This is a genomic window from Labrys okinawensis (assembly GCF_002982075.1).
GTDB classification, from domain to species: Bacteria; Pseudomonadota; Alphaproteobacteria; order Rhizobiales; family Labraceae; genus Labrys; species Labrys okinawensis_A.
In genome coordinates, this window is sequence record NZ_PUEJ01000004.1 from 117,569 (window position 1) to 144,356 (window position 26,788).

Genomic DNA, 26,788 nt, shown 5'->3' on the forward strand with positions numbered 1-26,788 from the left:
CTTGTAGCCGATTGTCCGGCCAAGCGCCACCGCCTCTACAAAATTGTACAATGCTTTGCGGCGGCGCTGTCAAGCGAGGCAAAAGCCTTCGCACTCAATTGGTATCAGGCGCGAAGGCCGCTGCGGCCAAGCCGCTGGAGAGCTCGGCATGGCCGCTCTCGCGACGTACCGGTGCATCGACCATGGTCCAGGCGCTGTCATCGGCGAACAGGGCCTGAAGCGTCATGTAATTGACGCGATGTCCGCCGCAATAAGAGCGGAACTGACCGATCAGCGGCGCACCGGCGAGAGCCAGGTCACCCACCGCATCGAGCATCTTGTGACGCACGAATTCGTCGGCGTAGCGGAGGCCTTCCGGATTGAGGATGCGGTCCTCGCTCAGGGCAACCGAGTTCTCCAGGGACGAGCCGAGTGCCAGTCCCCGTTCCCACAGCTGTTCGACATCCTTGACGAAACCGAAGGTACGGGCGCGCGACAATTCACGACGGAAGTTGTCGGGCGTCAGGTCGAGCACGCGGCGCTGCCGGCCGATCAGGGGCGAGTCGAAATCGATCTCGACATCCATGCGGAAACCGGTGTTGCCGGCCTTGTCCCAGGGCGTCAGCTCGGCCCACGCCCGGCCCATCTCGACGCGGACCGGCTTGAGCACCTTGATCTGCCGGCGGCGTGCCCGCAGCGTGGCGATACCGACCTGGTCGATCGCCGCAATATAGGGAGCGGACGACCCATCCATGACCGGGATTTCCGGCCCGTCGACCTCGACCGTCACATTGTCGATGCCAAGACCGCGCAAGGCAGCCATCAGATGCTCGATGGTAGCAACCGAGGCGCGCGTGGCATCGCCGACGACCGTGCACAGGCGCGTATCGATGACATTGTGATAATGAGCAAGGATCTCCCGCTCGCGCCCGTTCTCGAGATGCGTGCGCAGGAAGATGATGCCGCTGTCGGCCTCGCTCGGATGCAAGGTGATGGAGACAGGCTTGCCAGAATGGACACCGATCCCTTCGAGGGATACCCGGTCATTCAAAGTCGTCTGGAAACCAGATTTCATGTGCGTATTCCACAAGCCGTCCGCCAGGGTGGCGGTACCCAACCGAAACTAGACCGGCCTGCTTTCTGTTTGACCCTTTGGTCCTATCATTCTCTGTCACGAGGACAGGGACTCGGACCTTTCTTCGAAAATACGTAAAGCAAAAACCAAAGGTTTAGCCAAATCACGCTTTCTTACGGTCTGTAACACAAGCTCGCCAAGTTCCGGCCAGTGAGCCTAGTTTTAAAATCCTTAATCATTTCAAAAAATTACGGCCCGGGTGCACTACCCGGGCCGTCATTGATCCGTGCTATGGTTACGATTTCGTCACAAGGCCGAAATCGGCCTCAATTCGAGTGACGGCGCAGGAAGGCCGGAATTTCGAGCTGGTCGTCCTCGATCGAACGGGACGGCTGCGGGGCCGGACGCGGGGCCGGCGGACGACGCTGGGCTTCCGGCGGACGCTGCGGAGCCGGACGCGGCTCCGGCTGGCGGGCGACCGGCGCCGGCTCGTGCTCGGCCTCTTCGGCCTCGGGCCGGCCAAGGCCGACCGCAGCCAGGCGCTGGAGCAGCGTCATACGCTTCTTATCGCCGGCCTGGGGCGCATCCGGGCCACGCTGAGCGGCGATCTGGGCCTGAGCCGGCATCGGCAGGTCCTCGATGCGCGGCATGCGCGGCGGGCGAACGACGGCCCTTTCCGGTGCCGGCGGCACGAAATGCTCGGGCTCGGGATGATGCTCGGGCGCGCGCGGCGCTTCTTCGACCACCGGCTCGCGGAACAGGGTCGGCTTGGGGGCCAGCGGGCGCAGCGTCACGTCGTTGGCGGCAGCCACCGGCTCCACGGGAGCTGCAGGCACGGGCTGGGCGATTTCCTGCTGGATCGGGGCGGGCTCGACCGCCACCGGGGCGGCCGGCGCGACATTGCGCGGTGCGGCGACACGGGCGGCCTGAGCCGCCTGTGCCGCAGCCTGGTCACGCACGCGCTGGGTCATTTCCGCCAGGCGAATGTCATCCTTGGAGGGCGAAGCCTGAGGCAGGATGGCCGAGTCAATGCCGGTGGCGACCACCGACACGCGCATCGTGCCTTCCAGCGACGGATCCTGGGTCGCGCCCAGAATGATGTTGGCTTCCGGATCAACCTCTTCACGAATACGGGTCGCCGCCTCGTCGAGCTCGTAGAGCATCATGTCGGGGCCGCCGGTGATCGAGATCAGGAGGCCGCGGGCGCCCTTCATCGAGACGTCGTCGAGCAGCGGGTTGGCGATCGCCGCTTCGGCGGCCAGGATGGCGCGACGTTCACCCGACGCCTCGCCTGTGCCCATCATCGCCTTGCCCATCTCGCGCATCACGGCGCGCACGTCGGCGAAGTCGAGATTGATCAGGCCGGGCTTGACCATGAGGTCGGTGATCGAGGCGACACCGGAATAGAGCACCTGGTCGGCCATGGCGAAGGCGTCGGCGAAGGTGGTCTTGTCGTTGGCGACCCGGAACAGATTCTGGTTCGGGATGACGATCAGCGTGTCGACGCTCTTCTGCAGCTCGGCAATGCCGGACTCGGCCAGGCGCATGCGGCGCAGGCCTTCGAAATGGAAAGGCTTGGTGACGACGCCGACGGTGAGGATGCCGACCTCGCGGGCGACGCGGGCGATCACCGGGGCAGCGCCGGTACCCGTACCGCCACCCATGCCGGCCGTGACGAACACCATGTGGACGCCGTTGAGGTGATCCCGGATCTCGTCGATCACTTCCTCGGCGGCGGCACGGCCGACCTCAGGCTGCGAACCGGCGCCAAGTCCCTCGGTAACCTGGATGCCCATCTGCACGATGCGATCGGCCTTCGAAAGGGTCAGGGCCTGCGCGTCCGTATTGGCGACGACGAAGTCGACGCCCTCCAATCCGGCTTCGATCATGTTGTTGACGGCGTTACCGCCAGCCCCACCAACGCCGAACACGGTGATACGCGGCTTCAACTCCCGGATATCCGGCATTTTGAGGTTGATCGTCATGGTTCGCCTCTTTTGCAAGACGCGTCGCCGCGCCCCTTAAATTGACCTTCATCAAGGCCTTACGACCCCTTCCTGCCCTTTGAATCAGAAAGTTACTGATTTGCGAAGCAGGCATTTGTGTAATCCGGCTAAATTTGACCGGAAAAATTAGTCAAAATGGCCTTGAAAAACCGGCCATTCTTCGCGTCTCAACGTTACCTTTGCGATTCGAAACTCGATTTCCCTTTTGCAAATCGAAGTTTAGAAACTGTGTTTCAACCAACGTCCGACCCGACCGAAATAACCGTCTGTTCCGGTGGCTTGCGCCCGCGTCCGGACCTGCGGCTCGAAGTGCTCCACGCCCGCAATCTGCGGATAGACCAGGAGGCCGGCTGCCGTGGCGAAAGGCGGTCCCTTGGCCGCTTCGGGCATGCCGGCAATACCGAGCGGACGCCCGATGCGGACCTGCCGATCCAAGATCTTGCGGGCCAGCTCCACCGTGCCCGTCAGTTGGCAGGCGCCGCCGGTCAGCACGACGCGGCGGCCCGCCTCGGCCCAGGCGCCCGAACCCCGCAGGCGGTCGCGCACCATTTCGAGGATCTCCTCGATGCGCGGCCGGATGATGCGGACCAGGCGCGAACGCGGCACGTGATGAATGCCGTCGCCCTGGTCATCCCCGACGGGGGGGACGGCGATGGTCTCGCGGTCGTCCGAGGGGCTGGCGATGGTAGCGCCGTAGAGAACCTTGAGGCGCTCGGCCTCCGACAGCTTGGTCGACAGGCCCCGCGCCACGTCGGTCGTGACATGCGCCCCGCCCACCGGCAGGCTGTCGGCGTGCACGAAGGCGCGGTTGGCGAAGACGGCGACCGAGGTAGTGCCGGCGCCCATGTCGATCAGGGTTACCCCCATCTCCGTCTCGTCGTCGACGAGAGCCGACAGGCCAGCGGCGTAGGGCGTCGCGACCATCGCCTCGACGTGAAGATGGCAGCGCTCGATGGCGAGCATCAAATTCTTGGCCGGCGTGGATTCGGCCGTCACCACATGCATGTCGACGCCGAGTTGACGTCCCAGCATGCCCCTGGGATCGGAGATCCCGCCGACGCCGTCGAGCATATGGCCGATCGGCAGCGAGTGCAGCACGGCGCGCCCGTCCCGTACGGAATGGCTGGCGCCGGCATCCAGAACGCGGTGAATGTCGAGATCGCAGACCTGATGGCCGCCGACCTCTACCGTGGCCGAATAGTGCTCGCTCGCCAACCGCCCGCAGGAAATGTTGACGATCACAGAATCCACCCGCACCCCGGCCATGCGCTCAGCGGCATCGACCGCATGGCGGATCGCCTGCTCGGCGGCCTCCATATCGACGACGGCGCCGGACTTCAGCCCGCGCGAGCGTTGATGGCCGATGCCCAGGATCTGGGCCTGGTGGCTGCGGCCCGGCAGGAGGTCGGCTCCTTCGAGCGGACGCAGCCGCGCGATGAGGCAGACGATCTTGTTGGTGCCGACGTCGAGCACCGACATCACCGTGGTGCGGCGCGGCGCCAGCGGCTTGAGCTTAGGGGTCAGGCCATTCTCGAAGGGGCTCATGCTTTGCCCCCCTTTGCCTTCTTCTTGGACAGCGCGTCGGCCCGGGCAGCCGCGGCCTGCTCACTCAAACGAAAGGTAGCGCGATCGGGCATACGCATGTCGACTGCCAGAATATCCTTTTCCAAAACCTTGGCCTTCCGCTCGAGGCCAGCCAGACTCTTCAGGGCCTGATCCGGGTTATCCTCGGGAAGGCGAACGACCACGCCATTATCGAGCGTGAGATTCCAGCGGCGCTGGGAGACGAGCGTGGCCCCCTTGACCCGGCCGCTCAGTTCGGGCGTGGCGGCGACCGCCGCGACGATTTCGCTGGCCCGCTTGTCGGCTCCCTCGCCCACCACCAGCGGCAGATCGGCAAAGCGAGCCTCGACATGGTCCTCCAGGACCACGCCGTCTTCGGCAATCACCTTGACCGAGCCGTCGCGCTGCCACAGGGCATAGGGGGCACGCTCCTCGATGGTGACCGAGAGCGTCGAAGGAAACAGCTTGCGAACCTGGGCCGATTTCACCAGCGGCAGCTTCTCGAGCCCCTCCCGGGCCGCCTCGGCATCGAGAAACAACAGGGAGGAGGTATTGGTGACCCCGGCTGCGGCGAAGATCTTCTGATCGGTCAGTTCGCGCTGGCCGGTGACGGCGACGGTCTCGACCCGGAAACCGAACAGGTTGGCCGCCATGTCGAGCGGCGCGCCATATTGAACCTTCATCTGCGGCCAGACCGGTCCGGTCTGGGCGCCATAGACGATGGTTCCCACCAGAAATCCGGCCGACAGCATGAGCCCCAGTCCGCGCGGGGGCTTTGCCAGCAGACGCTGCAGCCGCGACGAGCGCTGATCCACGAACGTCCTGGTCGTGAATCCGGCTTGGCGCAGGGAGGACAGATTGAACAAACGCAGCATATGCTCGAAGCCAACGCTCTTGAGGAACCACCCGTTAGGACGGTCTTTTGAAGGGCGATCTCAGGAGCTGACCACCCCCCTCAAGCGGGAAATGCTTCATGCCCCATTAAGGTTAGCTTTCGGACAAATCAGTAAACAATCGGTTAGCGGCGCTTCAGCTTTGCCGCTTTAGGCCCTGGCATGGCTGATAAATCGACACCCCATCCGGCCTGGCATGCCGCAAGGTCAAGCCGCCAGCCCCACGCGCTTGATTTCCCATTCGAGTTCGATGCCCGAATGTTTCAGCACGCGCTCGCGAACGGTCTCGCCCAGCGCCTCGATGTCGGCGGAAGAGGCCGTGCCGAGATTGACCAGGAAATTGGTATGCATCGGCGAGACCTGGGCGCCGCCGACGGTCAAGCCGCGGCAACCGGCTTCGTCGACCAGCTTCCAGGCGGAATGGCCGGGCGGGTTCTTGAAGGTCGAGCCGCCGGTGCGGGTATTGACCGGCTGGGACGAGGAGCGGGCCTCGGTGATCTTCTGCATCTCCGCCATGATCGCCTCGCGATCGCCCGGCTCACCGCGGAACGTCGCCTGGGTGAATACGACATCGGCCGGTACGCTGCAGCGCCGATAGCTGAAGCCCATGGCGGCAGCATCGTAGACGGCGATGGAGCCATCCCGGCGGATGGCGCGCGCCGAGACGAAGACATCCTTGGTCTCGCCGCCATAGGCGCCGCCATTCATGCGCAGTGCCCCGCCGATCGCGCCGGGAATGCCGCGCAGGAAGGACAGGCCCCGGATGCCTGCTTCCGCCGCCGCGCGAGCCACCTTGACATCCGGCGCTCCTGCGCCGGCCGTAATGGTCAGGCCATCGAGGGCAATGCCGCCAAAGCCCCGGCCGAGACGGATGACCACGCCCTCGACGCCGCCGTCACGCACCAGAAGATTGGAGCCGAGCCCCACCACCATCCAGGATATCCGCGCCGGCAGTCCGGCCATGAACAGCGCCAGATCCTCCTCGTCCACCGGCGTGAACAGCAGCTGCGCCGGGCCGCCGGTACGAAACCACGAGAGCGGCGCCATCGGTGCATTGGCTTCCAGCGTACCGCGCAATCCCGGCATCGACGGGCGCAGCGAGGGAATGAGGTCGGGAAAGGTCATGGTGTCCGATAAAGATCCAATGCGGAATATCTCGATGTTGCACACGAATGGGCAGCATTGAGATATTCCGCAAGTGTTTAAAATCCTGCAGGGTCCTCTTGATCGACCCATAGGTCGATCAAGAGGACCCTGCATTGCGGCGATCCGGGATTTGGAATGCCGGCCTTATTGCCTACATTCGCGAAGAAGCCCAGCGATTCCGCCAGGGCGTTCTACGATTTGCGGAGTTGTCGGGAAGTGCAAAGACGCGTTGAACCAAAGAGTTAGAGCGAGCATTGCCGGATCGATCCATCTCCCCGGAAGAGCGCCTGCGCATCATCGTCCGTGCGGACGAGAACCTCATGGCCTTCCTCGCCGTCGCCCGCTCCTTGCGCCTGCCGCAATGGCGGCTGGCTGCCGGCTGCGTCTATCAGACCGTGTGGAACAGTCTGAGCGGGCTCCCCGCCGGCACCGGCGTCAAGGATTACGATCTCATCTATTTCGACGCCGCCGACGTGAGCTGGGAGGCGGAGGATGCCGTGATCAGGCACGCCGCCCCCCACTTCGACGGCCGATGGCCGGTCGAGATCCGCAATCAGGCCCGGGTCCATCTGTGGTTCGAGCAGCGCTTCGGCCAGCCCTATCCGCAGCTCCGTTCGGCTGACGAGGCTTTCGGGCACTATGCCGCCATCGTGCATGCGGTCGGCATCCGGCTGGAGGACGACGACACCATCGACATCGCCGCACCCTTCGGCCTCGACGACCTCTTCGGCATGATCATCCGCCCCAATCCGGGACGCCGCGGCGACAAGGGCCTGGCCGCCAAGGCGGCACGCGCGAAGGCGATCTGGCCCGAATTGCGCCTGGTGGACCTGCAGCCATGACGGCAAGACCGGGCTACACGCAGGCTCTGCAGGCGACCGGATTGCTCGACCTTTTGCGCGCCTATGATCCGCATGTCGCCGGCACGCCCCCTCTCGGCGTCGATCTGCCCGCCAGCGATATCGACATCCTCTGTCACGCCCCCGACGCCCTCGCCTTCACCCGAACGATCTGGCAAGCCCTTGTGGGAGCTCCGGCCTTCTCCATCCATCAATGGACCGGCGGCGGGCGGCCGGTGATCGCCACTTTCACGGCGCAGGGCTGGTGCTTCGAGATCTTCGCCTCCATCCAGCCCGTGGCCGAACAGGCGGGCTGGCGCCATTTCCTGGTGGAGCGTCGCTTGCTCGCCCTGGGAGGAGAGGCTTTGCGCAGCAGCGTCGTGCAGCATCGCCAGGCAGGCCTGAAGACCGAACCCGCCTTCGCCGCGGCACTCGGCCTGAAAGGCGATCCCTATCGGGACTTGCTCGAACTTCACCGGCAAACCGATGGCGACTTGGTAGCGATCCTCGCCGCCGCTGGTTATCTGGCACACTCGGAGCAGAACTGAGAGCCGGCCTCGGAAAGACGGCCACGCGGATAGGCTATCTGGTGAAGATTGGCAGGAAACTCGGTGTGCCGATCTCCAGATCGGCATTTTTTTGGGCAAACGCAGCATTTCGGACCATGCCGATCTGGAGATCGGCACACCGAAACTTCGCCTTCTGTCACTTTCCGATGTGCTTCAAGGCCTCTCGGCGGCTCAGATTGCTGAGTTCGGGGTGTTCGACGACGTAACGAGCGACCTCCTCGGGATCGATGCGTGCATGGTGCCTGAGAGCCCAGCCGATCGCCTTGCGCAGGAAGAACTCCCTGGAGCCAATCGACGGCGCGATACAGGCGTAGAGGAGCTCGAGATCGGTCTCAGCCTTGGCGCCGAGCTGGCAGAGGATCGCGCTCCGGCGCTTCCACATATTGGCGTCGACGGACCAGGCGAGCATGGCCTGCCGCATCGCCGCGCCGTCATTGCGCAGGATCGTCAGCAGGCGATGGGCGGCGATGGCATCGACATAGTCCCACCAGGCGCCGCTGACGATCATCTCCTCATACAGCGGCAGGGCATCGATGCGCTGGAAAGTTCCGGCGGCGTGCAGGCCGGTCAGTTCGATGGCGGCATAGCGCTCCTCGCGGAAACGGGCACCACGCCAGATGGCGAGGACCTCCGCCTGCCAATGCCCGGCGCTTTCGAAGCGCAGATCGGCGAAGATCGCCTTGCAGATCTGCCTGAGCGGCACGGCGGAGACGCCCAGATAGGGCATCGCCGATTTCATATAGGCCTGCATGGCCGGAGCCCGCTTGGGATCGGCGGCGGCCGCCAGACGCGAATGGATCGTCTCGGCCAGGCTCAATATGCCCCTCCGACCGTCATCTCGTCCGGGGCTCTTCGACATTCAGACCGATTTGCCGTCCAGCGCCGCCAGTTCACCCGGCAAGGCATAGGCCCATTGCGTGATATTGCCGGCGCCGAGGCAGATCACATAGTCACCGGGCTTGGCTGCCGAGGCGACCAGGCCTGCGAGTGAACCGGGGCCATCGAGGGCGACGACATGACGGTGGCCGCGCGCCCGGATGCCGGCGACGAGGCCTTCCTTGTCGGCTCCCGGGATCGGCGCCTCGCCGGCCGCATAAACATCGGCGACCACGACCATGTCGGCATCGTTGAAGCAGGCCGAGAACTCGTTGAACAGGCTCGCCAGGCGGCTATAGCGATGCGGCTGCACCACCGCGATCACCTGGCCGGTGGTCGAGGCCCGGGCCGCCTTGAGCACGGCGGAGATCTCCACGGGATGGTGGCCGTAATCGTCGAACACGGTAACGCCGTTCCATTCCCCGGTACGCGTGAAACGCCGCTTCACGCCGCCGAAGCCTTCCAGGCCCTTGCGGATCGCCGCCGCGTCCATGCCGAGATTATGGGCAACCGCGATGGCGGCGGTCGCGTTGAGGGCGTTGTGGCCACCCGGCATGGGCAGGCCGAGATCGGGAAGCTCGACCACCGCGCCGGTCTTGCGGTCGCGAATGACGACGCGAAAACGCGAACGCCCACCCGATAGGTCGAGGTCCATCAGGCGCACGTCGGACTGCGGGTTCTCGCCATAGGTGACGACTCGGCGATCCTCGATGGTGCCGACGAGTTCCTGCACCACGGGATGATCCAGGCACATCACGGCGAAGCCGTAGAAGGGGATGTTCTCGACGAAAGCCCGGAAGGCATCCTTGATGGCGTCGAAGGTCTTGAAGTGATCGAGATGCTCGGGATCGATATTGGTGACGATGGCGACATCGGTCGGCAGCTTGAGGAAGGTGCCGTCGCTTTCGTCGGCCTCCACCACCATCCAGTCGCTCGAACCCAGGCGCGCATTGGTGCCATAGGCATTGATGATGCCGCCATTGATCACAGTGGGATCGAAACCGCCGGCGTCGAGCAGCGTGGCCACCAGTGACGTCGTGGTGGTCTTGCCATGCGTGCCGGCAATGGAGACGCAGGTCTTCAACCGCATCAGCTCGGCCAGCATTTCCGCGCGCCGCACCACCGGCAGGCGCTTCTCGCGCGCGGCGGCGAGTTCCGGATTGTCGCGCTTGATCGCAGTGGAGACGACCACCACCTCGGCATCGCCGATATTCTCGGCGGCATGGCCGATGAAGGTCTTCACGCCCTTATCCTTCAAGCGCTTGACGTTGTAATTGTCGGCAGCGTCCGAACCCTGCACCGTGTAGCCCAGATTGACCAGCACTTCGGCAATGCCGGACATGCCGATGCCGCCGATGCCGACAAAGTGGATGGGGCCAATTTCACGGGGCAGCTTCATGAGGTCTCTCGAAAAGGTGGAATTTCGGTTCGTATAGGGGCGACAGGGCCGGGAGGCAAATTTGGAGCGCGGACTTCCAGTCCTCCTGTTGGAGACGGCGCGCCTGCGAGACTGCGAAGAGCGGACAGGATGTCCGCGCTCCAAGGCCTGCCGTCACATCGCCGCCAATTTCACCACCCAGTCGGCGAGGCGATCGGCGGCGTCGGGAATACCGGCATTCCGGGCATTGGCGGCCATGGCCTGCAATCCCACCGGATCGGCGAGCAGTGCCGTGAGATCGGCCGCGAGGGTCTCTGCGGTGAAGTCCGGCTGCATCACCAGCCGTGCTCCGTCGACATTGGCGAGCGTACGGGCATTGGCGGCCTGGTCCTGGTCGAGGGCCCCAGGCAGAGGCACGAGGATCGACGGGCGGCCGATGACCGAAAGCTCGGCCACGGTGGAGGCACCGGAGCGGCTGATCACAAGATGCGCCCCTGCGATGCGGGCGGGCAGGTCGCGAAAGAAGTCCTGCACGTCCGCAGCGACGCCGAGGCCGGCATAGGTCTCCCGCACGGCAGCAAGATCCTCCTGGCGCGCCTGCTGGACGATACTGAGCCGGCGGCGCAATTGCTCGTCAAGCCGTGCGATCGCCGAAGGCACGATGGCCGACATCACCGCCGCGCCCTGGCTGCCGCCGAAGACCAGCAGATTGATGGGCCCGTCCAGGTCAGGATAAGGGATCCTGGCCGCCTCCATCACCGCCGGCCTGACAGGGTTGCCGGTGTGGACGAGCTTCGATTTCGGCACATTGTCCATCATCGCCACATCGGCAAAGCCGGTGGCAATGCGGGTGACCTTGGGCGCCAGCATGCGGTTGGCCCGGCCCATCACCGCATTGGCCTCATGGATCATGGTTGGGATCTTGCGCCAGGCCGCGGCTGTCAGCGGCGGCAGGGTCGGATAGCCGCCGAAGCCGCAGACGACGGCAGGCCTGATACGGCCGAGCATGCGCCAGGCCGCCAGCGTGCCGGAGCCGAGGCGCCAGAGGGTATTGGCCATGGCGAGCGGCGAGCGCGAACGTACGGTCTCGGACGGGATGACATGGATGTCCTCCCAGGCAAAGGTGCCGGTGTAGCGCTCCACCCGTTCGTCGGTGGCAAGATGCGGGCGGAAACCGAGCGGCACGAGGGCGCCCGCCAGCGCTTCGGCCGGAAACAGGTGACCGCCGGTACCGCCGGCGCAGAGCAGGACGACCTTGCCGCTCACGACGACAACCCGATGCCGGCGGCCGCCTGGGCCCTGCGGTCACGGAAGCTGAAGGCGCTTTCGAGCATGTCGGTGCGCGGGCGGCGGCGGGTGAGCGCCAGCACCATGCCCATGCCATAGGCGACCGAAATCAGCGAGGAGCCGCCATAGGAGATGAAGGGCAGCGTCATGCCCTTGGCGGGCATCATGTGGAGATTGACCATCAAATTGATCGAGGACTGCATTCCGAACAGAAGGGTGAGACCGGCGGTGGCGAAGCGGCAGAAGGGATCTTCGACCTTGTAAGCGTGCCAGAAGCCGCGCAGCACGATGAGGGCGAACATCGCCACGATCACCATGACGAAAAGAAGGCCGAACTCCTCGCCGGTTACCGCCATGATGAAGTCGGTATGGGAGTCCGGCAGGATCAGCTTGTAGGTGCCCTCGCCCGGCCCCTTGCCGAGCCAGCCGCCCGACAGGAAGGCATCGCGCGCCACATCGACCTGAAAGGTATCGGTACCCTCGGGCTTGAGGAAGCGGTCGATGCGCGAGGTGACGTGCGGGATGAACTGATAGGCCGCCACGATGCCCACGATGCCGACGCCGCCGAGCCCCAGCATCCAGAACCAGTGCAGCCCGGCCATGAAGAACAGCGCGCCCCAGACGATGGAGATCAGCATGGTCTGTCCGAAATCGGGCTGCAGGATGAGCAGCCCCGCCGAGCAGGCCAGCAGCAGCATGGCGAGAATGTTGGCCGGTACGTCCGGCCGCTTGACGTTTTCGGAGAACAGCCAGGCCGCCAACACCACGAAGGCAGGCTTGAGGAATTCGGAAGGCTGAATACCCGCAATCCAGCGCCTGGAGCCCTTCACCTCGGCGCCGAACAGCAGCGTCGCCACCACCAGGGCGGTGGCGAACAGGAACATCACCAGGGCCAGCCGGCGGATCGACTGCGGCGACAGGAAGGACACGCCGATCATCACCATCAGCGCCACCGGGATCATCATCGCCTGGCGGTTGACGAAGTGGAACATGTCGGAAATGCCGATGCGCTCGGCGACGGCGGGGCTCGCCGCCAGCAGGAGCACGATACCGGTCAGCATCAGGGCCAGGATCGTCATCAGCATCAGCCGATCGACGGTCCACCACCAGGCATTGAAGGCTGAACGTTCGGTACGCGAGGCCATGAACAGGGAGTCCGTCAGCTGAGGGAGGATCGCCCTAGCAGTGCTCCCGACAGGGTTTAGGAAGGGTTAAATGCAGAGGCCTTGCCGCGTTTTTGCCGGCAATCGGGCCTGAAATGCCGTCGAACGGCTCGCCCGGCACCGCCATCGACCTATGCCGTCCCCGCTTCAGGCTATTGCGGCGCCTGGGTTCCAGCCGGCCTGCGGCCGAGCCCCGCCATGACATCTTCGACGATCTCCTGCAACTCGGCCCGGCTGCAGCCGTCCCGCGCCTGGATCGAGATCCCCTGCATCACGGCCGCCAGGTGGCGGGCCAACCCCGGGAGCGCCTCGGCGTCGGCAAAGGGGCGGAGAGCCTGCACGATGTCCCTGCGAATGCCCTCGCGCCGCGCCGCCAGGCCGCGGGCGAGCGCTGCATGGTCAGGATGGCAGGCAACCATCCCGCTCGAGATCATGCAGCCACGCTCGCGATCAGGATGTGTGACGGCCCCGACCGCTGCTTCCAGCAGCAGGCGCACCGCCTGTGGCAGATCGCGCGCCTGCGCGACAGCGGCGAAATCGAGCAGGCCGACGCTCCCCTCGTAGCGGGCAAGCGCTTCCTCATAGAGCCCGGCCTTGCTGCCGAAGGCGGCGTAAAGGCTGGGGGGCGCGATCCCGATCGCCTTGGTGAGATCCCCGACCGAGACACCCTCATAACCGTGGCGCCAGAACAGCCGCATGGCCGTCTCGACCGCCTGCTCGCGATCGAAGCTCCAGGGCCGCCCGCCACGCGATTTCGAACCATGTTCCATATCGAACACTAAACAACATCTTGACAGGTGTCGTCAAGCAAGTTGAATAGTGAACGATAAACAACATCGGAGAACACAATGGATCCTTCAAGACGCCTTTTCCTGGGTGCCGCCGCCGCCCTCACCGCCTTCGCCGTCGAGTCCGGACTTGCAGGTTCAGCAGCCGGTGCGACCGGCAAGAAGCGCTCGGATGTTGGGAAGGGAGGCAAACCAGGCTCTGGACGTGAAAGCTTCTTCACCCGTTCGGCCGACGGCACGCAGCTGGCCGGCGAGGTACAGGGCGATCCGGCGGCACCCGAAATCCTGTTCATCCACGGCCTGCGCCAGAGCCGCCTGAGCTGGGACAAGCAGTTTGCCGACCCGGCCCTCGCCGGCTTCCGGCTGGTGCGGTTCGACCTGCGCGGCCACGGCGATTCCGACAAGCCCGCCTCGCCCGACGCCTATTCCGACCCCGATCGCTGGGCGGACGACGTTGCTGCGGTGATCACGGCTGCGAAGCTGCGCCATCCTATTCTGGTGGGCTGGTCGCTTGGAGGCCATGTCGCCGGCACCTATCTGCGCAAATATGGAGGCTCACGGATCGCGGGGATCAACCTCGTCGATGCGGTCACCAAGCTGTCGCCCGATCTTCTGACCCCGCTGGCGGGGACCTTCGCCAAGACGGCTATTTCACACGATCTCGGCGAACGAACCGCTGCGACAGCCGATTTTCTGGCGGCCTGTTTTCACAAACCACTCACCGATGTCGAACTGCAGCGCATGCTGGTGGTCAACGGCATGACCGAACGCGCTGTGAACGAGGGCTTCGTCAAGACATCCACGCCCGATCTCGAGCCCGTGTTCCAGGCCTATTCCGGCCCGATCCTGCTGACGCATGGCATTCACGATCGGCTGGTGCGCCTCACCATGTCCGAACGCATCAAGGCCCTGCATGCCGATAGCCGCCTGTCGGTCTATACCGATAGCGGCCACAGCCCCTTCTACGAGGAGCCGGAACGGTTCGGGCGAGAACTCGCCGCCTTCGCGACAGCGTCGACAAGGGGCTGATGCGGCGCGGAGCCGGTGCAGTCTGGCATGCAGATCCTGCCCGGTTCCCGCATAGAGCCATGCTACGCAGCGCCATCGACTCCCTGCTGGCCCGCTTCGGCCAACCGAAAGGCAGTCAGGCCTTGCCGATACCCGGCAGGGCCAGTACCGCCCTGGAGAAGGCCTTGCCCCGTTCCTCGAAATTGCGGAACTGGTCGAAGGAGGCGCAGGCCGGCGAGAGCAGCACCACGGCCTCCTCGAGGCCGGACGCCGCCGCGTCGGCAGCGGCCAGCGGCACCGCCTTTTCGATCGTCTCCGCCCGCACATAGGGTACGCGCCCCTCCAGCGTCGCGGCGAATTCCTCGCTCGCCTCGCCGATCAGATAGGCCTTGCGGATCTTGGGGAAATATTCGGCCAGGGACTCGATGCCGCCGGTCTTGGGCTTGCCGCCGGCGATCCAGTACAGGGTCGGGAAGGACGACAGGGCCTTGGCCGCGGCATCGGCATTGGTGGCCTTGGAATCGTTGACGAACAGCACGGGGCCGAGCCGCCCGACCTGCTCCATGCGATGGGCAAGGCCGGGGAAGCTGCGCATGCCGGCCTGGATCTGATAGAGTGTCAGCCCGCCCGCGCGGGCCGCCGCCAGCGCGGCGCAGGCATTCTGGGCATTGTGTGCGCCCCGCAGGGAGCCGATGCCGGCCAGGCTGGCGACCTCGACCGCCCTGCCCGCTTCAGCCGAAAACAACCGGTCGCCAACGGCGTAGACGCCCTCGCTCAACTGGCTCTCCACCGAGATGCGGACCGGCCTGCCGCCCTTGGCTTCGATCGCATCGGCGATGGCGGCACACCAGGCATCGTCGACGCCGACGACCGGCGTATCTGCGCCCTCCACCAGGCGCGCCTTCACGGCGGCATAGTGTTCCAGCGTGCCGTGGCGGTCGAGATGATCCTCGGTGACGTTGAGCAGGATGGCGACCGAGGGATCGATGCTCGGGGCCAGATCGATCTGGTAGGAGGAGCATTCGACCACATGCACCCTGTCGGGCGATGGCGGGTCCAGCGACAGGATCGCCGTGCCGATATTGCCGCCGAGCTGCACGTCGCGCCCGGCCGCCGCGAAGAGATGGGCAATCAGCGCCGTGGTCGTCGATTTGCCGTTCGTGCCGGTGATGGCGATGAAAGGCGAGCCCGGCGCCCTCAGGCGGCGCTCGCGCACGAAGAGTTCGATATCGCCGATCACCTCCACGCCATGCGCAGAGGCGAGCTTGACCGACCAATGCGGCTTAGGGTGGGTCAGCGGCACGCCGGGCGACAGGACCAGCGCCGCGACATCGGACCAGTCGATCTCATTGAGGTCGCGGACGTCCAGTCCCTTGTCGGCAGCCGCCTTGCGGCCGGCCTCGCCATCGTCCCAGACGATGGGCTTGGCGCCGCCGGCCGCAAGCGCCTCAGCCGTCACCAGGCCCGAACCGCCCAGGCCGAACACGGCGACAGCGCGGCCGCCGAAGGAAGTGATCGGGATCATGACGATCTTGCGTCCTTATCTGAGCTTGAGCGTGGCAAGGCCGAGCAGGGCCAGCACCACCGCGATGATCCAGAAGCGGATCACCACCTGCGGCTCCTTCCAGCCCAGTTGCTCGAAATGGTGATGGATCGGCGCCATCTTGAACACCCGCTTGCCGGTATAGCGGAACGACAGCACCTGGATGATCACCGACAGGGTCTCGGCCACGAACAGGCCGCCGACGACGAGCAGCACGATCTCATGCTTGGTGGCCACCGCGATCGAGCCGAGCATGCCGCCGAGGGCGAGCGAACCGGTGTCGCCCATGAAGATCTGGGCCGGCGGCGCGTTGAACCAGAGGAAACCGAGCCCCGCCCCGATCATCGCGCCGCAGATCACCGCGAGTTCACCAGTGCCGGGCACGAAATGGAGCTGCAGGTAATTGGCGAAATTGGCGTTGCCGACGAGATAGGCGATGACGCCGAAGGTACCGGCGGCCACCATCACCGGCACGATGGCAAGCCCGTCCAACCCGTCCGTCAGGTTCACGGCATTGCCGAAGCCCACGATGATGAAGGCACCGAAGATCACGAAGAAATAGGAGAGGTTGATCAGGAGTTCCTTGAAAAAGGGAAAGGCGAGTGACGTCGCCTGTGCGATCGGCGGTCCGCTGCCCCACAGGAAGCCGAGAAAGCGCGCCCCGCCGGCCTGGGCCATCAGGATCACCGCGACGCCGGCGATCAGGAATTCCAGCGACAGGCGCGCCCGGCCCGAAAAGCCCTTGTGGCTCTGCTTGGTGACCTTGAGATAATCGTCATAGAAGCCGATGGCGCCGAAGCCGAGCGTCACCAGCAGCACGGCCCAGACATAGACGTTGGCCAGATTCCCCCACAGCAGCGTCGATACGCCCAAACCCGACAGGATCATCAGCCCGCCCATGGTCGGCGTGCCGCGCTTGGACAGATGCGATTGCGGGCCGTCGTCACGGATCGGCTGGCCCTTGCCCTGCTTCACCCTGAGCCAGGAGATCGTCCACGGCCCGAAGAAGAACACGAACAACAGCGCCGTGAAGATCGCCCCGCCGGTCCGGAAAGTAATGTAGCGGAACAGGTTGAGGAGCTCGAAATGTTCGCTGAAGCGGCTCAGCAAATAGAACATGGAAATCCTTTCAACCTCAGAGCATTTTTCTTGAAAAAATGCGTCGAAATAAAGTGTGATGCCAGCCTGCGAGAAGTCCGGCCGATCGAAGACGCATCTTGCTGAGACCGGTGATGAGCCCCCATCACCCGGCCCTCGCTGCGATCGCCTCGCGGGCGACATCGTGATCGGAGAAAGGCAGTACCGTCTTGCCGACGATCTGGCCCGGCTCATGTCCCTTGCCGGCGATCAGCAGCACGTCCCCTTGCTCCAGCTCCGCGACGGCCGTCTCGATCGCGAGGCGCCGGTCGCCGATCTCGATCGCGCCGGGCGCCGCCGCCATGATGGCGGCGCGAATCGCGGCGGGATCCTCGCTGCGGGGATTGTCGTCGGTGACGATGACCTTGTCGGCCAGCCTGGTGGCGATCTCGCCCATGATCGGACGCTTGCCGGCATCACGATCGCCGCCGCAGCCGAAAATCACCACCAGCTTGCCTTGCGCAAAGGGACGCAGAGCCTCCAGCGCCTTTTCGAGCGCATCGGGCTTATGGGCATAGTCGACGAGCACCGGGGCTCCCTCGACGGTGCCGACGAGGTCGAGACGCCCCTTGGCGCCCTGGAGGCTCTCGAGGGCAGCGAAGACGGCGTCCGGCTCGCCGCCGGTGCTCAGGCATAGGCCTGCGGCGACCATGGCGTTCTCCACCTGGAAGCGCCCGGCGAGCGGCAGCCTGACCCGGTAGGTCCGGCTCTGATAGTCGAGTTCCAGGTGCTGGATGAAGCCGTCGATATGGACCGATTTCAGGCGCATACCCTCGCCCGCCTCGCCGACGCTGAGGATGCGCAGGCCCTTCTGGCGGGCCGCAGCCAGCACCGCGCCGGCCTCGGCGTGGTCGGCCGCCACGACGGCCCCGGCGCCACCGGGCAGGAGATCGCGGAACAGGCGCAGCTTGGCCTCGAGATAGGCCTCGAAGCTCGCATGATAATCGAGATGATCGCGCGACAGATTGGTGAAGCCGCCGGCGGCCAGGCGCACCCCGTCGAGCCGGAACTGGTCGAGGCCGTGCGAGGAGGCCTCCATGGCGAGATGGGTGATGCCCCTGCCCGCAAGTTCGTCGATCAGGCGGTGCAGCTCGACCGGGTCCGGCGTGGTGAGGGACCCGTAGGTCTCGCCCCAGGGGGCCACGACGCCGACGGTGCCGATGGAGGCCGATTGATGGCCGAGTCTTGCCCAGATCTGTCGCACGAAGGCGGCGACCGACGTCTTGCCGCTGGTGCCGGTGACGGCGATGATGGTCGCGGGCTGGCGGTCATAGAACGCCGCCGCGATCTCGCTCAGCGCCTTGCGCGCATTGGCGACCCGGATCAGCACGACAGGCGCGGGCACGTCGAGCGGGGCCTCGGAGACGATCGCCGCTGCGCCTGCGGCGATGGCCTGCGGTACATAGGCGGCACCGTCGCTCTTGGTACCTGGAATGGCGACGAAGACGAAGCCGGGCTTCACCACGCGGGAATCGGCGGTGACGCCGCTTATTTCCCGCGCGAGTACGTCAGGTGAGAGAGACCCTTCGGAAACGAGGTCGGCAAGGCGCTTTGTCATGACGTCCAAATTCCTGGCGATCGTTTCTCAAGGTGGGTGGGGACGGCGGCTTGTATAGGAAGGCCGCAAGGAGCGGCAATGGAATTTCGATGGCCGATCCATGCACCATGCGGGCGGCGCCTATGACCTCAGCGCGCAGCCAGCCAGGCCATGCTCTGGTTCAACTGGTCCTTGGGCGCGTAGAGCGGCGGTACCGGATTGGGAACCTCCATGAAGCGGGGTTTGACGCCGAGCAGCGGGCCGACACGCTCCAGGATCTTGCCGGTGGTGACGCCGGCATTCCAGGCGGCCGTCGAGTAGCCATAGGTCTCGGGCAGGCCCTTGGGCTCGTCGTAGAGAACGGTGATCAGATATTTCGGCTTGTCGAAGGGGAATACCGCCATGAAGGTGGTGAAATTCAGGTTCTTGTTGTAGCGCCCGCCGATCAGCTTCTCGGCCGTGCCGGTCTTGCCGCCGACCTGATAGCCGAAAATGTCGACCTTCTTGGCCGAACCATTGGTAGCGTTGAGGCGCATGATGTAGCGCATCACGTCGGAGGTATGAGGCTTGAGCACCGGCTTGGACAAGGCCAGAGCCTCGTCCTCGTTGCGCTTGATGAAGGTCGGCTTCATCAGGTGGCCGCCATTCATCATCGCGCCGACCGCCATGATCGCCTGCAAGGGCGCAACGGTGATGCCCTGGCCGAAAGCGATGGTGGCGGAGTTGAGCATACCCCAACGCCGCGGCAGAATCGGCGCGGCGTTTTCGGGCAGTTCCGTCACCAGGCGGTCGAGCTGTCCCATCTGGCGCAGGAAGGCTTGATGGGCGGGCACGCCCAGGCCCAGAGCCATGCGGATGACGCCGATATTGGACGAATAGGTGAACACTTCCGGCAGGCTCAGCATGCGGCGCTGAGGGTGATAGTCACGGATGGTCCAGCGTCCGATGGTGACGCTGCCGGCCCGGGCATCCAGCATGGAATTGGTGGTGAAGCGGCCCGATTCAATCGCCATGGCCAGGGTCAGCGCCTTGAACGTCGAGCCCATTTCATAGGTGCCGACATTGATGCGGTTGATCCGGTTGGGATCGAGGGCATCGGCCGGGTTGTTGGGATCGAAATCGGGCAACGACACCAGCGAGATCATCTCGCCTGTGGTCACGTCCATGATGACGCCGCCCGCGGCCTTGGCCTTGAAATGCTCCATGCCGGCGATGAGCTCGTCGCGCACCACGGCCTGGGCCCTGAGATCGATCGAGGTCTGCACCGGCTTCATCGCGTCGGAGGTCGAGGCATAGCCGAGCGCCTGCAGTTCGGAGAGGCCGCGCTTGTTGTCGATATATTTCTCGAGGCCTGCAATGCCCTGATTGTCGATGTTCACCGCGCCCAGAACATGGCTCACCGTCGGCCCGTTGGGATAGATGCGCTTGTTCTCGTTGATGAAGCCGATGCCGGGCAGGCCGAGCGCATAGATGCGGTTGCGCTGCTCGGGTGTGATCTCGCGCTTGAGCCAGATGAAGCCCTTGCCGGAGGCGAGCTTGGCCCTGAGATCGCGCGCATCGAGTTCGGGCATCTGGGCGGTGAGCAGCTCGGTCGCCTCGTCGACATCGATGATCTTCTTCGGCTCGGCATAGAGCGAGGGCACCTGCACGTCGGTTGCCAGGATACGCCCGTTGCGGTCGAGGATATCGGGGCGAGCCGCGGCCAATTGATCGGCCGCCGAGCGGCGCGCATCATATTGCTGGTCGGGAGCGGTACCGAACTGGGTGAGCCGCGCCATGATCGCCATGTAGATGCAGACGAACCCCACCACGATCAGCACGATGCGCCCGGCGCTTTTCTCGAGCTTGGACAAGCGCCGACGCGGCGCCTTGGCGGGGCCGGCGGTATCCGGGTTCGCAGGCGCCGGCGTGCTGACCTTGTTGTCCACGGTGGTCCCGTCGCTCATGGTCCCCTCACTCATGGGGTCGATCCTGTCACTTGCGGCGCTCCGGCCAAGCCGAGTCCTTCGAGTTTTTCAGCAATCAGATCGCCTTCGCGTGCCTTCTCGGGCAGATCGGCGGCATCGACGGATTGCACGACCTTCATCGGCACGAGGTCGAGATGGCGCTTGGCCAAGGCGCCGATACGGTCGGGCTGGCTCATATAAGCCCATTCGGCCTTGAGCGATTCGATGGCCCGGCGCTCGGTCTCGATGGCGCGGCGGAGCTTGGCCACCTTCTCGGCCTGCAAGGTCGATTCATATTTGATCGAATAGACCCCGATCGCGGACGCCACCAGCAGGCCGACCAATATGAGATTGAGAATGCGGGTCAACGGCCTCTCCCGGATTGAAGATTCACCTCAGGCAATCCGAGGAAACTGGTGCCGGTGTCACGAGCAGGAGCCTCGCTGCGAATGGCGAAGCGCAGCTTGGCGGAACGGGCGCGGGGATTGAGCTCGGCTTCCGCCTCGCTCGCCGCCAGCGCTCCACGATGGGTTTGCACGAAGGTCGGGGGCGGAACCGCTGCCGCCGGCAGATGGCGCGAACCGCCGGCCTGGCTGCGGGTGCGGTCGGCGAAGAAGGTCTTGACGATGCGATCCTCGAGCGAATGGAAGGTCACCACCACCAGGCGCCCGCCGGGCTTGAGCGCCCGCTCGGCAGCCAGCAGGGCCTGGCCGAGTTCGTCGAGCTCGCCATTGACCGCGATACGCAGGGCCTGGAAAGCGCGCGTCGCCGGATGGATGTCACCGGGCCTGGAACGGATCACCCGGCCGCACAGATCGGCCAGCTGCATGGTGGTGAGGAAAGGCTCCTTCTGCCGGTCGGTGACGATGGCGCGGGCCAGCGCGTGGGCGCGGCGCTCCTCGCCAAGCACCTGGAAGATGCGGGCCAGCGCCTCTTCCGGCAGTTCCGCCACGAGATCGGCCGCACTCGGCCCGGCATGCGCCCCCTCCCGCGACATGCGCATGTCGAGCGGCCCGTCCCTGCGAAAGGAAAAGCCGCGCTCGGCCTCGTCGAGCTGCATCGAGGACACCCCGATATCCAGCACCACGCCGTCGACACCGCCTTCGCCCAGCATGGGGGCGAGCTTGTCGAGATGGGAGAAGCGGTCCTCGACCAGGGTGAGACGTCCCTGCATCTGCGATACCAGGGCCATGCCGTCGGTGATGGCGTTGCGGTCGCGGTCGACGGCGAGCACCTGCACACCGGGTGCGGCCGCCAGAATAGCGCGGGTATAGCCCCCCGCCCCGAACGTACCGTCGATGAAGCGCTCGTCTGCCTTGGGCTCGAGCGCCTTCAGCACCTCGGCGAGCATCACCGGCACATGCCGGGCGGCATCGTTGGCGGTTGCGGAGGAAGCGGACATCGAACTCTCAAAGGCAGGAATTGCAGGCGGAACCGGCCCGCAAATCGGGCAGATTTCTCCAATCCCATTAACGCCCATGAAAGGTTAATGAAGGGTTCGTAGGCCTTGGTCCATCCCTCGAAAATTCCGTAACGTCACCACCACCGCCGGGATGTCGAGATCCTGCCATCGCTCCCTGCCTCTTTCGCACTGCCACAAAGCTAGGCACTATCGCCGCCGTACCGTTTCGACGGTGTGGAGATTCGTAGCCGATGCCCCGACCCGCCAGAGCGCTCTGTTGCGCTGCAGCCTTGACCCTCGCCATGGCCCTGACAGATGCCTCGGCCGAGGAAAGTCTCGCCAATCTCGATGCCGGCGGGCTGATCATCGAGCCGACCGACCAGCTTGAATTGAAGGCGGAAGACATCTTCCTTTCGGCCAGACAGGTCCGGGCCGCCTATCGCGTCCTCAACAAGGCCAGCCAGGACCTGACGCTCACCATCGCCTTCCCCCTGCCCGAGGTGACCGGCGAAGCGGATCTCGATGTGGCCATTCCCAATCCGGCCTCGCCGAACTTCCTCGATGTCCAGGCCAGGGCCGCCGGCAAACCGGTCGAGGCGAGCGTGGAACAGCATGCCTTCTTCGCGCCGGACGGCGCCCAGGAGAGCGAAATCACCGATCTGCTCAAGGGCCTGAACATACCGTTGATGCCGGCCAGCGCCGCGACCGCCGAAGCTCTCAAACGCCTGAGCGACCAGGACCGCGCCAAGCTGAGCGCGCCGGGCTACATCCAACAGGCCGGCGAAAACTGGGTCCCGCTCTGGACCCTGCGGTCCAGGATCGTCCGCCAGCAGGTTTTGGCGGCCGGCAAGGAGATCCTGCTGCAATACAGCTACACGCCGAGCGTCGGCTCGGCCGCCGGCCTCTATTTCGACCGTACCAATCTGACGGGCGAGTCCCTGGCGCAATATCAGAAGAAATATTGCGTCAATGAGGGCTTCCTGCGCGCGGCCGATGCCCTGACCAAGCGCCTCACGGCGGCCAAGCCGCAGCCGGGTGAAACCGCCAAGACGCCCAAGCCCCGGCAGACCTATTTCGGCTACGCTTTCGTCGGCGGGGGCCGTTGGTCCGCCCCTGCCGGCCGGTTCGGCCTGGTGATCGACAAGGCCTTTCCCGACAATCTGGTCTCCTTCTGTGCGGAAGGCGCCAAGAAGGTCAGCAGCACCCGCTACGAGCTCAAGCGCAACAATTATGCGCCGGACCGCAACATAGACATCCTGATTCTCGACAAGAACGCCGCGCCATAATCCTCTGGCCGCACACGTTTTTTGGCCCAGCCCCCGGTGCGGCCGTTACGCGCTCGTGGCCTCCGGTTCTTCCGCAACCAGTTCCGTCACAACCTCGAACTTGCTCAGGGTGTGGCTGCCGAAGGAACTGATCATCGGGACGTCGGCAGCATCGCGGCCGCAACCGATGAGGATTCGGCCGATCCGCCGCTGGTTGTGGCGCGGATCGAAGGTGTACCACGCCCCGCCGAGATAAGCCTGGAACCAGGCATTGAAATCCATGGCGGCTGGATCGGGGGGCACGCCGATATCGCCGAGATAGCCATTGCAGTAGCGCGCCGGAATGTTGAGGCAGCGGCACAGTGCAACCGCCAGATGTGCAAAGTCGCGGCATACGCCGACCCTCTGCTCGAAGGCCTGCAGGGCCGAACGCGTCGGACTGGCATGCTCGTACCCGAAACTCAAATGCGAATGAACGAAGTCGGTGACGGCCTGGACACGTTGCCAGCCATCCGTAACTTGTCCGAATTGCTTCCAGGCGAAATCGGACAGAAGATCGGTTTCGCAATAGCGGCTGCCATGTAGATAGGTCAGCGCTTCCTTCGGCAGGGCCATGATGGGCACAATCCTCGCCTTCTGGAGCGCCTTGTCGGGCTCCCCGCTGTCGCGGATCACGCCATCGCAGCGCAGATGCAGGAAACCGTCCTCGACATGAATGCGCCGGCACAGATTGCCGAAGCTGTCGATATAGGCCTGGGTCGGATGGTTCGACAAGGCGGAGAGGTCCTGCTCGCGCACGATGTCACCGCGACGCGATGGATGAACATCGAGAACGGTGATCAGGGTGGTCGGCTGCGAGAACTGCATCTCGATATCGAAACCGTAACGGATATGCATCTTGGCTTTCCCATGAGCGGCACTGGCCGGCATGCTCCTCCCGCTTGAGAGGTAACTGCATGCCGTGGGTCGCAGGCTAGCGCTGGAGAACCGGCAGCAACAGAAGCCGATACATCAGGACTACTAGTATGAATGCATCAGGTGGGTTAGCTTGAACGGCGCGGCGATGCCTTTTGTGACGCACCGGTGAAGCCGCGCTCGCGCGCCCATACCACCGCGGCGGCCCGGCTGTGCACGCCGGCCTTGCCATAGATGCGCGCCACGTGATTGCGCACCGTATTGCGAGTCAGATTCAGGGTCTTGACGATCTGGGTGTCGGTCAGCCCCTGGCAGAGCAAGCCGAGCACCTCCAGTTCCCGCGGGGTCAGATCGGCCAGTTCCGTGGAGGCCCCGTTCGAGGTCCCTCCCCCCCGCAAATTCGCCAGCTTCTCGATCACCGTACGGCTGAACCAGGACGTATCCTGCATCACGGCTTCGATGGCGGACATCAACTCGACTTCCGATCGCTTGCGTTCGGTAATGTCCTGCAGGACGATCAGCACGCAATTTTGGCCCTGGATGCCGACGGTTTCGGCCGAGACTAGGCAGTCGAGGGTTTCCCCATGCCGGCTGCGCAATTCGAATTCCAGGTTGCGCAAGGTGCCGTCGCTCTCGATGTCCCGTTCGAGCTGGCGCCGCGCTGCAGCCGAAGACCAGATCGGCACCTGGGCCATGGACTTGTCGATCACGTCTTCCGGCGCATAGCCCAATACCATGGCGAAGGCGTCGTTGACGTCGAGTATGCGGAAATCCTTGCGGGCCATCACGATGGTCGGCACAGGTGTCATGCGAAAGGCTCGGGCGAAGCGCTCCTCGCTCTGCCGCAGGGCCAGCTCGGCCCGCCTGCGCGGCTCCATGTCCATGAAAGTGAACAGCATGCAGGGCTCCTCGCCGATTTCGATCGGCTGCCCTGCGACGATAACCAGCTTCGCATCGCCGTTGGCCATGCGTAAATTGGCCTCGGTCTGCGGAATCGTGCGCCCCTCGCGCAGGGCGGCGATCGCACTGTCCCGGACGGCGGCATTCTCCAGCACGTCGATTTCGTAGGTCGAACGGCCGAGAACCTCCTCACGCCTGTAGCCGGTCATCTCCAGGAAGCCGTGATTGACCTTCACATAGCGCAGGTCCGCCAGCCGGCAGATGATCGCCGGCGCCGGATTGGCAGCAAATGTGCGCTCGAAGCGCTCCTCCGCCGTGAAGCGTTCGGTCAGATCCTGGATGACCAGCACATAGGATTCGGGATCGCCGGCCGCATCGGCTAGAACCAGCCCGCGGAGCTGGTGGATGCTGCGCCATCCCTCTTTTCCTTTGCCCGGCGACGCCTTGACGACCTCGACGACCACATCCTCGAACACCTCCCCGGCAAGCAGGCGGTCCAGCGGATATTGTTCAGGAGCCAGCGTGTGTTTGTTGCGGTATTTCAGCAGATAGTTTCGCCGATACTCGTCCGGCGTCCTGCCCAACTCCGCCAGCCCTCCCGCATCGTGCAGGTCGAGCGCCTTTTCATTGGCCCAGACGATCCCCTCGGCTGGGTCGATCAACAGAATGCCTTCGGCCAAGCCCGCAATGATCTGCTGGAGCTGACGCCGATCCACTTGTCGCCGCAGGATGCTCAAATCCGGAAGCTCGTTCGCCATGACCTATTCCCACTCGCCGGCGAGAGCCGCGGCACGCCTTCTCCTGCAGGCGGAACCATAGTCCGGAACTGTATGGAGCGAAAGGAGCGGCGCCCCCCTCCAGACGCCGCAAAGGACCGTTTTATTGGAGAGGACCGCGCCCGGGCGATCCCCCGTTTCCGTCATTTCTTCAGAGCGTCGCGGGCAGCATCCTTGGCGCCGCCGAACGCACTCTGGACCTTGCCCGCCAGCTTCTCCGCCTTGCCCTCGGCCTGGGTCTTGGCATCGCCCGTGACCTTGCCGACGGCCTCCTTGATGGTGCCCTTGACCTGCTTTGCAGCCCCATCGATGCGATCCTTGTCCATGTCCATCCTCCTGAATTGCCACGGCCGGCGCATTCGGGCCCGGCGAGGCGCCTCGATTGCCGCATGTCGCGCACAATATCGAAAGACATCATGGCATCAGATCGTCTGATCCATCTGCATCAGGTAACCCGGCGCCCTCGCACCGGCACGAGGCCGGGCAGCAGCCGGCCGAGAGGGGGTGGCGGTGCCTGCCATTCTGCCTTCAGGCACTGCGGGCAAAGGCTCGCCAGACCAGCAGCACGATGACAGCGCCGACGACGGCGCCGATGAAGCCCGCCTTTTCGCCGATCGTGTACCAGCCGATCTGCTGGCCGAGCCAGGTTGCCAGCGCCGCGCCGACCACGCCCAGCACCGTGGTGAGGATGAAGCCGCTGGGATTGTGCTGCCCCGGCGAGAGGAAACGCGCGATCAGGCCGACGATGAAGCCGATGAGGATGGTCCAGACAATACCCATTGTGTCACCCGGTTCGA

The 26,788-nt window shown here is 64.7% G+C and carries 24 protein-coding genes; 4 read left to right on the plus strand and 20 right to left on the minus strand.

Features of this window, described 5'->3' with window-relative positions:
* Window positions 1-94 precede the first annotated feature (94 nt).
* The 5 genes from lpxC to murB all read right to left on the minus strand — a co-directional run bounded on the left by lpxC (window position 95) and on the right by murB (window position 6,641).
* Window positions 95-1,054: a UDP-3-O-acyl-N-acetylglucosamine deacetylase gene (lpxC, locus tag C5L14_RS10895; RefSeq protein ID WP_105862085.1), complete on the minus strand. Its 960-nt coding sequence runs from the start codon at window positions 1,052-1,054 to the stop codon at window positions 95-97.
* 326 nt (window positions 1,055-1,380) lie between these two features.
* Window positions 1,381-3,039, minus strand: coding sequence for a cell division protein FtsZ (gene ftsZ, locus C5L14_RS10900; protein WP_105862086.1), 1,659 nt, complete (start codon window positions 3,037-3,039; stop codon window positions 1,381-1,383).
* Between the two features lie 240 nt (window positions 3,040-3,279).
* Window positions 3,280-4,605: a cell division protein FtsA gene (gene ftsA, locus C5L14_RS10905; protein WP_105862087.1), complete on the minus strand. Its 1,326-nt coding sequence runs from the start codon at window positions 4,603-4,605 to the stop codon at window positions 3,280-3,282.
* Window positions 4,602-5,438: a cell division protein FtsQ/DivIB gene (locus C5L14_RS10910; protein WP_181161123.1), complete on the minus strand. Its 837-nt coding sequence runs from the start codon at window positions 5,436-5,438 to the stop codon at window positions 4,602-4,604. Before C5L14_RS10910 ends, ftsA begins: the two co-directional genes overlap by 4 nt.
* A gap of 285 nt (window positions 5,439-5,723) precedes the next feature.
* Window positions 5,724-6,641, minus strand: a complete 918-nt coding sequence (murB, locus tag C5L14_RS10915; RefSeq protein WP_105862089.1) for a UDP-N-acetylmuramate dehydrogenase — start codon at window positions 6,639-6,641, stop codon at window positions 5,724-5,726.
* A gap of 275 nt (window positions 6,642-6,916) precedes the next feature.
* Between murB and C5L14_RS10920 the strand changes: the two genes are divergently transcribed.
* Both C5L14_RS10920 and C5L14_RS10925 read left to right on the plus strand, forming a co-directional pair.
* Window positions 6,917-7,504, plus strand: coding sequence for a nucleotidyltransferase family protein (locus C5L14_RS10920; RefSeq protein WP_210203227.1), 588 nt, complete (start codon window positions 6,917-6,919; stop codon window positions 7,502-7,504).
* Complete coding sequence (locus tag C5L14_RS10925; protein WP_105862090.1) at window positions 7,501-8,049, plus strand: DUF4269 domain-containing protein; 549 nt, start codon at window positions 7,501-7,503, stop codon at window positions 8,047-8,049. The genes C5L14_RS10920 and C5L14_RS10925 overlap by 4 nt, the downstream gene beginning before the upstream one ends.
* 157 nt (window positions 8,050-8,206) lie before the next feature.
* Here C5L14_RS10925 and C5L14_RS10930 read toward each other — a convergent pair whose 3' ends face one another.
* From C5L14_RS10930 to C5L14_RS10950, 5 genes are all read right to left on the minus strand, one after another.
* Window positions 8,207-8,887, minus strand: coding sequence for a DNA alkylation repair protein (locus tag C5L14_RS10930; RefSeq protein WP_210203228.1), 681 nt, complete (start codon window positions 8,885-8,887; stop codon window positions 8,207-8,209).
* Window positions 8,888-8,929: 42 nt separating this feature from the next.
* Window positions 8,930-10,345, minus strand: coding sequence for a UDP-N-acetylmuramate--L-alanine ligase (murC, locus tag C5L14_RS10935; RefSeq protein WP_105862092.1), 1,416 nt, complete (start codon window positions 10,343-10,345; stop codon window positions 8,930-8,932).
* Window positions 10,346-10,498: 153 nt separating this feature from the next.
* Window positions 10,499-11,590, minus strand: coding sequence for an undecaprenyldiphospho-muramoylpentapeptide beta-N-acetylglucosaminyltransferase (gene murG, locus C5L14_RS10940; protein ID WP_245443345.1), 1,092 nt, complete (start codon window positions 11,588-11,590; stop codon window positions 10,499-10,501).
* Window positions 11,587-12,756: an FtsW/RodA/SpoVE family cell cycle protein gene (locus C5L14_RS10945; protein ID WP_105862093.1), complete on the minus strand. Its 1,170-nt coding sequence runs from the start codon at window positions 12,754-12,756 to the stop codon at window positions 11,587-11,589. Before C5L14_RS10945 ends, murG begins: the two co-directional genes overlap by 4 nt.
* A gap of 170 nt (window positions 12,757-12,926) precedes the next feature.
* A complete protein-coding gene (locus tag C5L14_RS10950) occupies window positions 12,927-13,544 on the minus strand; it encodes a TetR/AcrR family transcriptional regulator (protein ID WP_105862567.1) in 618 nt (205 codons plus the stop codon).
* A 78-nt stretch (window positions 13,545-13,622) separates the two neighbouring features.
* Between C5L14_RS10950 and C5L14_RS10955 the strand changes: the two genes are divergently transcribed.
* Window positions 13,623-14,591 (plus strand): alpha/beta fold hydrolase, encoded by a 969-nt coding sequence (locus C5L14_RS10955; RefSeq protein WP_105862094.1) that lies wholly within the window; start codon window positions 13,623-13,625, stop codon window positions 14,589-14,591.
* Between the two features lie 115 nt (window positions 14,592-14,706).
* On the opposite strand, the gene murD is transcribed toward C5L14_RS10955, so the two are convergent.
* The 6 genes from murD to rsmH all read right to left on the minus strand — a co-directional run bounded on the left by murD (window position 14,707) and on the right by rsmH (window position 22,135).
* Window positions 14,707-16,095, minus strand: a complete 1,389-nt coding sequence (gene murD / locus C5L14_RS10960) for a UDP-N-acetylmuramoyl-L-alanine--D-glutamate ligase (RefSeq protein ID WP_105862095.1) — start codon at window positions 16,093-16,095, stop codon at window positions 14,707-14,709.
* A gap of 15 nt (window positions 16,096-16,110) precedes the next feature.
* Window positions 16,111-17,232, minus strand: coding sequence for a phospho-N-acetylmuramoyl-pentapeptide-transferase (gene mraY / locus C5L14_RS10965; protein ID WP_105862096.1), 1,122 nt, complete (start codon window positions 17,230-17,232; stop codon window positions 16,111-16,113).
* 124 nt (window positions 17,233-17,356) lie between these two features.
* Complete coding sequence (locus C5L14_RS10970) at window positions 17,357-18,808, minus strand: UDP-N-acetylmuramoyl-L-alanyl-D-glutamate--2,6-diaminopimelate ligase (protein ID WP_105862097.1); 1,452 nt, start codon at window positions 18,806-18,808, stop codon at window positions 17,357-17,359.
* A 128-nt stretch (window positions 18,809-18,936) separates the two neighbouring features.
* Complete coding sequence (locus C5L14_RS10975) at window positions 18,937-20,748, minus strand: peptidoglycan D,D-transpeptidase FtsI family protein (protein WP_245443346.1); 1,812 nt, start codon at window positions 20,746-20,748, stop codon at window positions 18,937-18,939.
* A complete protein-coding gene (ftsL, locus tag C5L14_RS10980; RefSeq protein ID WP_105862099.1) occupies window positions 20,745-21,101 on the minus strand; it encodes a cell division protein FtsL in 357 nt (118 codons plus the stop codon). Before ftsL ends, C5L14_RS10975 begins: the two co-directional genes overlap by 4 nt.
* Window positions 21,098-22,135, minus strand: coding sequence for a 16S rRNA (cytosine(1402)-N(4))-methyltransferase RsmH (rsmH, locus tag C5L14_RS10985; RefSeq protein WP_105862100.1), 1,038 nt, complete (start codon window positions 22,133-22,135; stop codon window positions 21,098-21,100). The genes ftsL and rsmH overlap by 4 nt, the downstream gene beginning before the upstream one ends.
* Window positions 22,136-22,437: 302 nt before the next feature.
* Between rsmH and C5L14_RS10990 the strand changes: the two genes are divergently transcribed.
* The gene (locus tag C5L14_RS10990; protein WP_181161124.1) at window positions 22,438-23,421 is read left to right on the plus strand and encodes a DUF4424 family protein; all 984 of its coding nucleotides are present in this window, start codon (window positions 22,438-22,440) and stop codon (window positions 23,419-23,421) included.
* Between the two features lie 45 nt (window positions 23,422-23,466).
* Here C5L14_RS10990 and C5L14_RS10995 read toward each other — a convergent pair whose 3' ends face one another.
* The 4 genes from C5L14_RS10995 to C5L14_RS11010 all read right to left on the minus strand — a co-directional run bounded on the left by C5L14_RS10995 (window position 23,467) and on the right by C5L14_RS11010 (window position 26,771).
* Window positions 23,467-24,297, minus strand: a complete 831-nt coding sequence (locus tag C5L14_RS10995) for a transglutaminase-like domain-containing protein (protein WP_105862102.1) — start codon at window positions 24,295-24,297, stop codon at window positions 23,467-23,469.
* 146 nt (window positions 24,298-24,443) lie between these two features.
* Window positions 24,444-25,973 carry a helix-turn-helix transcriptional regulator gene (locus C5L14_RS11000; protein WP_105862103.1) on the minus strand — a complete coding sequence of 510 codons (1,530 nt, stop codon included), beginning with the start codon at window positions 25,971-25,973 and terminating at the stop codon, window positions 24,444-24,446.
* 161 nt (window positions 25,974-26,134) lie between these two features.
* Window positions 26,135-26,317, minus strand: coding sequence for a CsbD family protein (locus tag C5L14_RS11005; protein ID WP_105862104.1), 183 nt, complete (start codon window positions 26,315-26,317; stop codon window positions 26,135-26,137).
* 202 nt (window positions 26,318-26,519) lie between these two features.
* On the minus strand, window positions 26,520-26,771 hold the full coding sequence (locus tag C5L14_RS11010) for a GlsB/YeaQ/YmgE family stress response membrane protein (RefSeq protein ID WP_068282064.1): 252 nt from the start codon (window positions 26,769-26,771) through the stop codon (window positions 26,520-26,522).
* Window positions 26,772-26,788: the final 17 nt, after the last annotated feature.